Below are 11648 nucleotides of genomic sequence, written 5' to 3' on the forward strand. Positions count from 1 at the left end.
TGGCCGCATACAACTCCCACAAACCGGGTCATGAGCACTGCTGGTTTCCGGTGAAAAGCCCGAGGACGGCGGTCAGGAAAGGCGCATTGTGATACAGCGGCTCACCAGACAGGGTCGAATCGGACTGGAAGCCTGTCGGCACGGCCGCTCTCACCGGCCTCGAACCCGACCAGCAGGGCGGGATTCGGCAGCTCGATGATCGCGGCGCGTTCGGCCGCCGGAAGGCGCGACGAGATCGGCTGAGGCGTCGCGCCCAGTTTGCAGATTGCCAGTACGGCCTCGAAGAATTCGATGCTGTTCGGCAATCCGATCGTGGCCTCCTGAGACGGAGATGTAGCCGGCCACGCTGCCAGGACCCGGTGTATCCGTACTTCGTGTGGTGCGATGAACCGGAAGGCTCTCGTTCGTTCAACTGGACGAGGCGGCGCGCGTCACGCTGAGGTTGGATATCGGGCAACCAGACCGGAGAACCCATGAGCGTGCTCCACGATCTCAGCGCGACCGAACAAGCGGAGCTGATCAAGGCCAAGGAAATCAGCCCGCTCGAACTCATGCGGCACTACCTGGAGCGGATCGACCGGCACGATCGCCGGCTGGGGGCGTTCATCACGCTCACCCCCGAGGCGGCGCTGGAGGCGGCCGAGCGCGCGACCGCTCAGGTGCGGGAGGCGGCGGACCCCCGGGAACTCCCGCCCTTGTTCGGGGTTCCAACGGCCATCAAGGACCTCTATCCCACGGCGGGCGTCCGCACGACTCTGGGCTCGGCCGCGCTCGGCGACTACGTGCCGGAAGCCGACGGCCATGCGGTCGGGTTGCTCAAGGCCGCCGGGCTGATCTCGGTGGGCAAGACCAACGTGCCCGAGTTCGGCGTTGTCTGTTACACCGCCAACGATCTGGCGCCCGACGCGAGAACGCCGTGGGACGAGACTCGCTCGTCGTCGGGCTCGAGTGGTGGAGCCGCGGCGGCCGTCGCCGCCGGCCTGCTTCCCATCGCCTACGGCAGCGACGGCGCCGGGTCCATCCGGACACCCGCCGCCACGTGCGGTCTCATCGGGCTCAAGTCCAGCCGCGGAGCGGCTCCGCATTGCGAGAACCTCACGGCCAGGCGGCGGTCCCGTTTTCGACGTGATGATCGACAGCCTGTTCGCCCTGTTCGGCGCTTCGGTGAAGGTGAGTACCGAACAGACTACGTCCTGGAAGGACCGTCACCCGCGATCTGGACGGAAGCCTGAGCGGGCCCCGATCGTCTGCCCGAACCGATTCCCGGCATCAGCAGGAGGCAGTTGTGCACCAACCCCGGCACACGTATCAGGTACTGCCCGCCAGGCGGGTACAGGGGACCGACGTGCCCTGGCCGCACGACGTGCACATCGCGCTGCCCCCGTCCTACGGCCAGGGCGACCGCAGCTACCCCGTCCTCTGGGTGACGGACGCTTCCCTCGACTTCTCGCTTGTCGTCGGGCTGATGAACGTGCTCGGAATGGTGCAGGAGATCCCCGAGCTCATCCTGGTCGGAGTCGGCGCGCCCGACGACATCGACCTCGTCGAGTTCAACGAACGTCGAGCGCACGATTTCTACCCGCGGCCGAAATGGGTCAACGCGGGGCCGGGCGGCGCGCAGATGGCGGCCGTCCTGCCCGAGGAGATGGCGAAGGCCGGCGGTGGCGCCGCCGCTCTTCTTTCGTTCCTGGTCGAGGAGTTGCGCCCGCAGCTGGCGGCCGAGTTCCGGTTCGACGACGATCACGGCATCGCCGGATTCTCCGCCGGCGGTCACTTCGTCGGCTACGCCCTGCTCTCCCGCCCGGAGGCGTTCGGCCGTTATCTGGCCGGCAGCCCGGCCCTCAGCGGATGCGAGGACCTGCTGTTCACCCTGGAGGCCGACTACGCCGCGGCCCACGACGACCTGGCGGCAAGGGTGTTCTTCGGCGCGGGCGAGGCGGAGCTCGCCGATCCCTACGTGGCCGCCGCCGACGTCGTCGGGTCGATGACCCGCATGGCGCAGCTGCTGCGGCTGCGCGACTACCCCTCGCTGGAACTCACCACCCGCCTGTACCCGGGACAGACCCACGGGTCGGCGGCGTCGTACGCGTTGAGCGAAGGACTGCGCACGCTGTACCCCGTGAACTGACGAAAATCGCTGTCCGATCGCCGGAGCACAGTGCTAGACATCCGGAGTGGACGAAACTCTGGAGTTCCCCGATCTGCTGCGGCTGATCGACGAACGGTCGGCCGCCTTCCGGGCCGCCGTCGCCGCCGCACCCGACCTCGACCTCCAGGTGCCGACCTGCCCGGAGTGGACGCTGTTCGACCTGGCGCAGCACCTGAGCGACGGACGCCGCGCCTGGGCCGCCACCATCGCCGCCGGGCCCGCCGCCACGGCCAAGGCCGCACTGCAGAACGATCCGGTGCCTCGGGAGCGTGAGGCCCTGTCAGCCAACTTGGCCGCATCGACGCAGCAGCTGCTGGACGCACTGCGGGAAGCCGGCCCGGATCGCGGTTGCTGGACGTGGTGGGGAGCCTCGCAGTCGCCGCCCACCTGCGGGGCCGTCGCCCGGCACCAGCTCCAGCAGATCGCGGTGCACACCTACGACGCCCAGCTCACCGCGGGCGCCCCACGGCCGCTGCCGGACGAGGTGGCGCTCGACGGTCTCGAGGAGTTCCTGTTCACCTGCTGCGCGACGACGAGCGCCTGGCCGCACAAGCCCACCGCGTTCGACTTCCACACCACCGAGGGCCGCTCCTGGCGCTTCACCGTCGACGGCGACGGCGCCCGCTCCACCCGCCTCCCCACGCCCGCCATCGCTGCCGGTGAGGGCCCGGAACCGGCCGGCGTCTCCGTCCACGGCACGGCCAGTGAGCTGGTCCTCTTCATGTACGACCGGATCCCGGCGGACGCCGTGCGGATCGACGGCGACGCGGGCCTGTTCGACCTGCTCCGCGACTGGGAGCCCGAGGAGTAGCCACCCGGCGACCGAAGAACCCGTCACTATGCTGGTGCCCATGATCAGCGACAAAGCATGGTCACCTTGATGCCCGGAGCCGAGCTGCTGGTCGGCCGGCACGGCGAGAAGCGCCGTGTCGACGAGCTGATCGGCGCCGCGCGTGCGGGCCGGGGCGGGGCGCTGGTGCTCGGCGGCGAGGCCGGGATCGGCAAGAGCACGCTGCTGGAGCACGCGGAACAAGCGGCCTCCGGCTTCCGGGTGCTGCGGGCCTCCGGCGCCGAGTTCGAGCAGGAGCTGCCGTACTCCGCCCTGCACCAGCTGTGCGTGCCGGTCCTCGAACACCTCGCCGAGCTGCCGGACCGGCATCGCGACGCGTTGCGGATCGCGTTCGGCCTGGCCGACGGGACACCCCAGCCGTTTCAGGCCGGCCTGGCGATCCTGGAGCTGGTCACGGCGGTGAGCAGTGCCCAGCCGGTGTTGTGCGTGATCGATGACGCCCAGTGGCTGGACGCGGCGTCGTCACAGGCCATGGCCTTCCTCGCCCGCCGCGTCGGGGCGGACCCCGTCGCCATCGTGCTCGCGCTTCGCTCACCGTCCACCGGCACACCGTCCACAGTGGGCGAGCTGACCGCGCTGCCGTGGCTGGCCGTCGACCGGTTGAGCGACCAGGACGCCAAGACCCTCCTCACCGCACGGAACCCGTTCCCGCTCGACGACCGGGTCCGGGACCGGCTCATCGCCGAGGCGGACGGCAATCCGCTCGCCCTGCTCGAACTGCCCCGGGCCGGCGGCTTCATCCCGCCCGCGGCGTCGTCGGTGCCGTCGCGGATCGAGGACGGCTTCCGGGCGCGGCTGGCCGGTCTGAGCGCCGACGCGCGGCTGTTGCTGACCCTCGCCAGCGCGGATCCCACCGGCGATCCCGGTCTGCTGTGGCCGGCCGCCGGCGCCTTGGACATCGACGTGCCGGTCGCCGGCGCGGCCGCGGCCGCCACCGGGCTGGTCGAGTTCGCGGCGCGCATCCGGTTCTGTCATCCGCTGGCGCGCTCGGCGGTCTACCACGCCGCGGAGGACGGTCAGCTCCGTGCGGTTCACGGCGCGCTGGCCGAGGTGACCGACCCGCTCACGGCCCCGGACCGGCGGGCGTGGCACCGCGCGCAAGCGAGCGTCGGCCCGGACGAGGACGTGGCGGCCGACCTGGAGCGCTGTGCGTCGCGGGCTCGGTCGCGCGGGGGCGTCGCGGCGGCGGCCGAGTTCCTCGAACGCTCGGTCGCGCTGTCACTGGACCCTGAACGCCGTGTCGAACGGACGCTGACCGCGGTGCGGACCGGCATCGAGGCCGGCGCCATCGACCGGGCGGCCGGCCTCCTCACCACCATCGAGACCGCCTCGCTGGACGAGTTCCAACGGGCCCAGGTCGACCTGCTGGGAAGCCGGATCGCCTTCACCCGCCCCGGCGACAGCAGCGGCCCGTCGCTGACGGTGAGCGCGGCGCGACGACTGTCCGAACTGGACCCCGACCGAGCACGGGACTGCTTCCTGGACGCCCTCGAGACGAGTCTGGTCGTCGGTCGCGCCGGCGGGGTCGTCAACGAGGTCCTCACCGCGGCACGGGCCGTGGCGCCGGCGCCCAGCTCCCCGGATCTCCTCGAAGCGCTGATCGCCTTTGCCGAGCACGATTACCGCACGTCGATTCCGATTTTTCGCGATGCGCTGCACGCCGAAGGCGGCCACTTGTGGAGCCGACGCCCCGCGCTCGCCTCGATGATCGCCGCCGAGCTTTGGGATACCGACACCCCCACCGCCATCGCCGAATGGCTGGTGAAGCCCGGCCGGGAGTCGGGCTCGCCGTTGCTGCTGAGGCTCGCCTTCGCGCAAGAAGCCCTGCACGCCATCCTCGCCGGCAACCTCGGGCTGGCGCTCGCCGCGTCCGCCGAGGAGGAAGCGATCGCCGACGCGGCCGGCGAGCCCCCGCTGATGTACCACCGGCTGCAGCTGGCCGCCATGAGGGGCCGCCGTGAGGAAGCCATGGGCCTCCTCCGGACGGCCACCACGGCGAAGTCCTCCGGCGGAACGGGCCAGGTGACCAACCTGCACTGGGCCGCTGCCGTGCTGCACAACGGTTTGGCCGATTACCCCGCCGCACTGGCCGCGGCCCGTGAAGCGACGGAGCACGGCGACCTCTTCCTGATCGGAGTGGCCCTGCCCGAGCTCGTCGAAGCCGCCGTCAAATGCCGCGAGCCCGCGGTGGCCGCGCGAGCGCTGGAGTCGTTGACCGAACGCGCGCAAGCGGCGGGGACCACACTCGGCCGAGGAGTCACGGCGTACTCCCGAGGGCTCGTGACGGGAGTCGAGGACGACTACCGGGAAGCCGTCGAGTGTCTCGAGGTCAGTCCCCTCCTGCCCTACCTTGGCCGGGCGCACCTGCTGTACGGGGAGTGGTTGCGGCGCAAGGGCCGCCTGAAGGATTGCCTGCGAGAACTGCGAGCCGCCCACGAGTTGCTCTCGTCCGCCGGGGCCGACGGGTTCGCCCGGCGCGCCGCCGACGAGCTCCGTGCCGCCGGGCAGCGGGTCGAGGGCCGATCCGCGCAAGCCCACGAGAAGCTCACGATGCAGCAGCTGGCGGTCGCCCGGCTGGTGGCCTCGGGCGCCGCCTCGAACGAGGTCGCCACCACGCTGTTCATCAGCAAGCGCACGGTCGACGCGCACCTGCGCATGATCTTCCGCAAACTCGGGGTGACTTCACGAAGGCAGCTCAAGGACCACCCCGACCTGATGGGGCACTGACCTTGGCCGGCGGGGTCACGCGCTGTTCGGCTGCTGTCCGACCTCGCGGGCCCACAGCCACTCGGTGAGGTGGGCGACCGCCCGGTCCCGGTGCCGCCGATAGGTGTTGAAGGACAGGTGCAGCGTCTGGGCGACGCGTTCCTGGGTGGTGGCCGGGTGCAGGAAGGTGCGGTCCACCAGCTCGCTCAGATCGGGCCGCAGCATGCCCGCGCCCGTGGTCAGCAGGTCTTGGAGCGCGGACGGCCCGCCGCTTTGGTGCTGCCGCACCATTCGTGAGCGCAGCAAGGGGTTGTCCCGTAACCGTTCCGGCGTGTGCAGGTCACGCAGGGCATCCCGGACGGCGCTCGCGAACTCGGGCTCGGAGAGGATCGCGTTGCCGGGTTCGGCCGGGGGAGCCGACGCGCCGGCTTGGCGGGCATGGACGAAACGCAGCCACTCCGTGACGTCCGTGCGGCGCCAGTCGTGCGCGAAAACGGGGAACCGCCGGTCGCCGACCGCGTACTCGGCTTCCGGCGCCGGCTGGAAACCGAGGTTCGCCAGGGTGCGGTCCCACCGGGCCGCGTCGGCGTACGCGCCTACCAGCGTCCACGCCGAGTTGTCGCCGCGGATCAGGATGTCGAGGGTTTGGCAGGCCGCGAACAGGGTCACCGACGGCGAGGTGAACTGACCGTGGTCGCGGTCGAGGAAGAACCGCCAGGCCCGAACCCGCTCGCCGGGCCTGGGCGCGCCGTTCTCGTGCGCGTGCCGCCACATGGCGGCGGCCCCCGGGTCCACGTCGAGCTCGGCCTCGGCCTCGGTCAGCTCCAGGCACGCGGCATAGCCCCGAGGTTCGCCCGACAGGGAACGGAAAACCCAGAACGCCGCGGGCTGGCGCGCCAGCCAGTACGCGGCCAGCTCGGCCTGCTTTTCGCCCTGCCAGGCCGAAGTCATCGCGATGATCGGATCCCGGTCCCCGTCCCGCAGCCGGTCGGCGTACGCCTGCATCGTCGGCGGCGGGGTGGTGCACGTTTCGATCTTCGAGCGGGCACCGGACAGGACGATCGTGTCGACGAGCAGCTGGATCTGCTCACGCTCGTCCACCGACGCGCGGATCCGGGCCAGCATCGCGGCCGAGACCCTGGCCTTCAGCTCGGCGTACCGGCCGGGGGCGCGCCAGCGCAGGTCCGCGTCGAGGGCGTCGCGGGCGACGTCGTGCGGATACAACCCGCGCGGCCCCTCATCGACGAACGGCAGCGTGCGCAGCCAGGCGAACAGTTCACCGGCGTCCGCGCCGATCACCTCGTGCAGAAGTTCTTCGGTGGTCACGGCCGCGTGGGCGCAGATCTCCAGCACCGCCCGGTGGCGCGCGCTCGGCGCCGCGTCGATCGCCTGCATCAGCAGCCCGCTCACCACGTCGGGCAGATCGGCGAGCGTGCGCGGCTCCGCGCCCCGGCGTACCGCGTCGACCACCATCGACAGGGTGAGGGGATGGCCGTGGCTGATGGCCAGCAACCGGTCGTGCCACTCGGGTGGGACCTGCTGGGCCGCCAGGTACCGCCGCCCGTCGCCGGGCCGCAGGTTGTCCAGCGCGACCACCCGCATCAGGTCCCGCCAGGCCGGGTCCGCCCGCCACAACGGCCGGGGCGGCTGGCGCCCGGCGATCACCACGAGCACGTCGCCGGGCAGTGACGGCAGGTATTCCTCGCGGACCCAGTCGTCGCTGTCCGCGAGCAGTTCATAGGTGTCGATCAGCAGCACCGGCCGGTCACTGCCGGTCACCGTGGGCATCGTGTCCGGCGCGAGCCGCAGCTGCCGTGCGTCGACCCGGACCACGGAGCGTCCGGCGGTCGCCGCGACGTCCGCGAACACCTCGAGCAGCGCGCTCTTGCCGACACCGCCTGCTCCGTGCACGAAGATCAGGCCCGGTTCGGCCAGCGCGTCCCGGAACAGCGACACCTCACTGTCGCGGCCGACGAACGAACGTCTCCGCAGCTCTTGCAGCCGCTCACCCAGCACCGTCACAGATCAACGGTAACCGACCCGGCGCACTGGTGACCCACGGTAGTTGGGCACCGGATGGGCAGCGACTGGGCAGTGGCTGGGCTGGTGCGGGCCGACTGGCCGATTGATGATCACGACGTCACTGCACGTAACGACGAAGGACACGATCATGCCGCTCGCTGAGCCCGTCCCGCGCGAGGCCGTGCGCCAAGCGGTGGTGTTCATGCGGGACCAGCTGGAGCGGCCGGTGACCGTCGCGGAGCTGGCCGGCGTGGCGGGGTTCAGCCCGTACCACTTCCTGCGGGTGTTCAAGCGGGCCACCGGCCACACGCCGCACCGCTATCTGACCCTGTTGCGCGTCGCTGAGGTTAAACGGCTGCTGGAAGGTGGGGCCACGGTCACGCAAGCGGCGGAGCGGTGCGGGTTTTACAGCACGGCACACCTGTCCGCGGTTTTCCTCCGCGAGACCGGGGTACGGCCGTCACAGTGGTCGCCGCGGACAAGCGATCGCCGGTCGGCCTAGTGATCGCGGGCCTCGCGGGTTGATATGAAGATTTTTTGTTCACTCTATTTGGTGACGTTTTCGATGGGTGGCGTCGGTAAAATTAAAGGGTGAATTGTTCTAGAGATTCTGCCTCCGATGTTTTGTCTCGGATTCATGAACGGGCCATCCGGGTGGCGCAGTTGGAGGCTGAGCAGGCTGCTGATGTCGCGTTGTTCGCGGCGACGGGTGGGTCTGCCCGGTCGGTGGCGGCTGAGTTGGCGTTGGAGTTGTCGGTGACAGAGCGGCGTGCTGGGGCTGATGTCGCGTTGGCGCAGGCACTGACCACCCGGTTACCGGCAACGTTCGCGGCGTTTCGACGTGGGGAAATCGACGCTTTCAAGGCGCGGATGGTATTCGAGCCGACTATCGCTCTGTCTGATGAGATGGCTGGTCAGGTTGACGCGATTGTGGCGACGCGGTTGGTGGGGAAGAATCCGTCGTCGTTACGGGCTGCGGTGAATCGGGTGGTACAGAAGGTGGATGCCGAGGGATACGAGCGAAGATCCCGGGCGCGACGGCGCGACCGTAATGTGTGTTTGATTCATCAGGACGAGACCATGTCCACGTTGCTGTGTGATCTGCCCGTGGAACACGCCTCGGCGATCTACATCTCCCTCGATCAGGAGGCGCGGAGGCTGCGTCGCGGAGGCGAGTCCCGGACGTTGGAGCAGTTGCGTGCGGATGTCCTGGTTGATCGGCTGCTGAACCGGGCGCCGGGTGACAGCGGCGTGAAGCCTGTTGTCTATGTCTATGTGGACCTTTTGACGCTGGCCGGATTGAACGAGGACCCCGCCGAACTATCGGGCTGTGGCACGGTTCCGGCGTGGCTGGCGCGGGCGCTTGCGGCGGACTCGAACTCGGTGTGGCGGCGGATCATCACCGAACCCGACACCGGGCAGGTCCTCAGTGTCGGCCGCACCCGCTACCGACCACCAGCCGCCCTCGCCGACCTGGTGCAGGTACGGGACCGGGTGTGCCAACACCCGGGATGTCATCGCCCGTCACAGTACAGCGACATCGACCACACCCGCGACTTCGCGACAGGTGGCCACACCGCCGAAGACAACCTCGGCCCGCGCTGCCGGCGACACCACCGCCTCAAAGACGAACCAGGCTGGTCCTACACCACAGCGCCCGGCGGTGAAGGCACCATCACCACACCGACAGGGCGGGTATACGCGACAACACCACCACCACTGCACGAAAGCCGGGTCCGAGACGCCGCAGGCGACGCCGAGGCCGGGCGCGAGGAAGCCGCCTGACCCGGCACACAGTGAGGAACCTCCAAAGCTGGGCCAGCGTCGCGTGATTCCGCCCTTTCTACGACGAGGGCTGCTTGGTCGTCCCGGGGAGCCGGGCAGCACCGGGAAGGCCCAGCGCGGGAATCCGTCGGCGCTGGCCACGAACTGGATGTTGCCGCCGAAGGCGCGGTATTGCCCGAGTACCACAGTGCACCCGTGGCGCCCCGGTCGCGGCGAGTGCCCCGATGCCGGCGCTCGACATGGAGCGCACCGGCGACGAACAAGGCCAACTCGCGCACCACATCAAGCGTGACCCCATAGGAAATCACGTGGGGCCTCTGGACTCCAGGACTCGGTCTTCGCGAACTCAGTCCCACCAGCGGCCCACGCCACATCCCACGGCAGCACCCACCGCACCCAGCTCCACTGAGAAAACCTCAATGGAGCGCTTCGGACCAAGCCGGAGCACGCGACACTAGCGATCGCGGGCCTCGCGGAAGGCGTTCCGCAGCTCGCTGACCAACACGGCGGACTTCTCCCAACCCGGGTAGTGCCCGCCGTACTCCATCTCGTTCCAGCTGGTGATGTTGTGGTACCGGTGTTCCGCCCAGCGCCGGGCGACGGGGAACGGTTCGCCCGGGAACAACGTGCAGGCGGTGGGCACGGTGACCGCCCGGGCGTTCTGCGCCTCGGCGTCGCGCGGCGTCCACCGGACCGCCTCCCAGTACCAGCGGGCGGTGGAGGCGCCGGTGCCGGTGAACCAGTACAGGGCGATGTCGTCCACCTGTTGCGCCACGCTGACACCGCCACCGGCCTCGGGCCGCGTGTCCGAAAAGCCGACCAGCGCCTGGCTCAGCCACGCGGCGAGCCCGGCCGGAGAGTCGAGCAGGGAGTAGCCGAGCGTCTGCGGGAGCATGGCCTGGGCGATCACATGGGTGGGGCCGGTACTCATGAACCGGTCACGTTGGGCGATCATGGCCTTCTCGGCGTCGTCGGCCGTCGCCAAGTCCTCGGGCAGGGGCGACGCGACCGGCATGGTCAGATGCAGGGCCGCGACCCGCTCGGGCGCCAGGCAAGCCAGCTCGGTGCTGACGAACGCGCCCCAGTCGCCGCCGTGCGCCCCGAAGCGTTCGTAGCCGAGCCTGGTCATGAGCTCGGCCCAGGCCCGCGCGGTGCGGCCGGGGTTCCAGCCGGGTTCCCGGGGCCGCTCGCTGAACCCGTAACCGGGCAGGGCCGGCACGACCACGTCGAACGCGTCCTCGGCGGAACCGCCGTGCGCGACCGGGTCGGTCAGCGGGCCGATGACGCTCTCGAACTCCAGTACCGAGCCCGGCCAGCCGTGCGTCAGCACCAGCGGAAAGGCGTTGGGCTCGGGCGAGCGCACGTGCCAGAACGCGATGTCGAGGCCGTCCAGCCGGGTGCGGTAGTGCGGGATCGCGTTCCACCGCTTCTCCAGTGACCGCCAGTCGTGCTGCCGCCAGGCGTCCAGCAGGCTCCGGAGGCGCTCCACGCCGATGCCCTGCGTACCGTCCTCGACCGTCTCCGCTTCGGGAAGCCGGACGTGGTCGAGCCGCGCCCGCAGGTCCTCCAGGTCGTGCTCGGGAATGCTCACCGGAAATGGCTCGATCTCAGTCACGACCGCCACGCTAGGCCATCGGCACCGGTTCGTTCCATGCACAAAATTGCGGAGTACACCGTCGAAATAGGCAATTCTTGCCGATGCCGCGAGTCGCCGGGCCGGTTCATAGTCGGCCCAGGACCGCGAGAAGGGGAGCACGATGATCTACCACAGCATCCGGATGAAGGCCAAGGCCGGCGTGACGCAGGAGCAGGCGGCTGAGGCGCTGGAAAGCATGCGTAACCAGGGCCGGGTCATCGACGCGGTGAAGTCGTTTGTCGTCGGCCGCGACTTCGGCGGCGAGTTCGACTGGTCCGGCGTGTTCGTCATCGAGGACCTCGACGGCTACTGGGAATACCTGACGCATCCGCAATACCACTAAGTTAAGCCGCTGGAGGCTGTAGGGTAATGGTCGGCGGGCCGGCGTGTCGGATGCTGTGGTCGGCGGGTTTTTTGACTCTGTAGCGGTTGTATCTGAGTCTCCTGAGGGCGCGTGGGTTTGTTCGGTGTCGCCGCGGCCGGTGGCGACGTTCAAGAAT

Annotated in this window: 10 protein-coding genes; 7 read left to right on the forward strand and 3 right to left on the reverse strand. The window is 69.8% G+C overall.

The window, feature by feature from the left end:
• Positions 1-101: 101 nt before the first annotated feature.
• Complete coding sequence (locus tag OG943_RS44745) at positions 102-305, reverse strand: hypothetical protein (RefSeq protein ID WP_328606927.1); 204 nt, start codon at positions 303-305, stop codon at positions 102-104.
• A 168-nt stretch (positions 306-473) separates the two neighbouring features.
• Here OG943_RS44745 and OG943_RS44750 point away from each other — a divergent pair, with 168 nt between their 5' ends.
• The 4 genes from OG943_RS44750 (at position 474) to OG943_RS44765 (ending at position 5726) form a co-directional block, all read left to right on the forward strand.
• Positions 474-1232, forward strand: coding sequence for an amidase (locus OG943_RS44750; RefSeq protein ID WP_328606928.1), 759 nt, complete (start codon positions 474-476; stop codon positions 1230-1232).
• 113 nt (positions 1233-1345) lie between these two features.
• A complete protein-coding gene (locus tag OG943_RS44755) occupies positions 1346-2128 on the forward strand; it encodes an alpha/beta hydrolase (RefSeq protein ID WP_328606929.1) in 783 nt (260 codons plus the stop codon).
• A 46-nt stretch (positions 2129-2174) separates the two neighbouring features.
• Positions 2175-2960, forward strand: a complete 786-nt coding sequence (locus OG943_RS44760; RefSeq protein ID WP_328606930.1) for a maleylpyruvate isomerase family mycothiol-dependent enzyme — start codon at positions 2175-2177, stop codon at positions 2958-2960.
• Positions 2961-3029: 69 nt separating this feature from the next.
• A complete protein-coding gene (locus OG943_RS44765; protein ID WP_328606931.1) occupies positions 3030-5726 on the forward strand; it encodes an AAA family ATPase in 2697 nt (898 codons plus the stop codon).
• A gap of 15 nt (positions 5727-5741) precedes the next feature.
• Here OG943_RS44765 and OG943_RS44770 read toward each other — a convergent pair whose 3' ends face one another.
• The gene (locus OG943_RS44770; protein WP_328606932.1) at positions 5742-7727 is read right to left on the reverse strand and encodes an ATP-binding protein; all 1986 of its coding nucleotides are present in this window, start codon (positions 7725-7727) and stop codon (positions 5742-5744) included.
• A 148-nt stretch (positions 7728-7875) separates the two neighbouring features.
• On the opposite strand from OG943_RS44770, the gene OG943_RS44775 reads away from it, so the two are divergent.
• On the forward strand, positions 7876-8229 hold the full coding sequence (locus OG943_RS44775; protein ID WP_328606933.1) for an AraC family transcriptional regulator: 354 nt from the start codon (positions 7876-7878) through the stop codon (positions 8227-8229).
• A 152-nt stretch (positions 8230-8381) separates the two neighbouring features.
• Positions 8382-9512: an HNH endonuclease signature motif containing protein gene (locus OG943_RS44780; protein WP_328606934.1), complete on the forward strand. Its 1131-nt coding sequence runs from the start codon at positions 8382-8384 to the stop codon at positions 9510-9512.
• Between the two features lie 454 nt (positions 9513-9966).
• On the opposite strand, the gene OG943_RS44785 is transcribed toward OG943_RS44780, so the two are convergent.
• Positions 9967-11127, reverse strand: a complete 1161-nt coding sequence (locus OG943_RS44785) for an epoxide hydrolase family protein (protein WP_328606935.1) — start codon at positions 11125-11127, stop codon at positions 9967-9969.
• A 142-nt stretch (positions 11128-11269) separates the two neighbouring features.
• On the opposite strand from OG943_RS44785, the gene OG943_RS44790 reads away from it, so the two are divergent.
• On the forward strand, positions 11270-11491 hold the full coding sequence (locus OG943_RS44790; RefSeq protein ID WP_328606936.1) for a Dabb family protein: 222 nt from the start codon (positions 11270-11272) through the stop codon (positions 11489-11491).
• Positions 11492-11648 lie beyond the last annotated feature (157 nt).

This window comes from Amycolatopsis sp. NBC_00345 (assembly GCF_036116635.1).
Taxonomy (GTDB): domain Bacteria; phylum Actinomycetota; class Actinomycetes; order Mycobacteriales; family Pseudonocardiaceae; genus Amycolatopsis.

Excerpts from the sequence above, each read along its gene's own strand:
- OG943_RS44765 (WP_328606931.1), top strand. The coding sequence starts at position 3,030 with ATGCCCGGAGCCGAGCTGCTGGTCGGCCGGCACGGCGAGAAGCGCCGT.
- OG943_RS44790 (WP_328606936.1), top strand. The coding sequence starts at position 11,270 with ATGATCTACCACAGCATCCGGATGAAGGCCAAGGCCGGCGTGACGCAG.
- OG943_RS44775 (WP_328606933.1), top strand. The coding sequence starts at position 7,876 with ATGCCGCTCGCTGAGCCCGTCCCGCGCGAGGCCGTGCGCCAAGCGGTG.
- OG943_RS44750 (WP_328606928.1), top strand. The coding sequence starts at position 474 with ATGAGCGTGCTCCACGATCTCAGCGCGACCGAACAAGCGGAGCTGATC.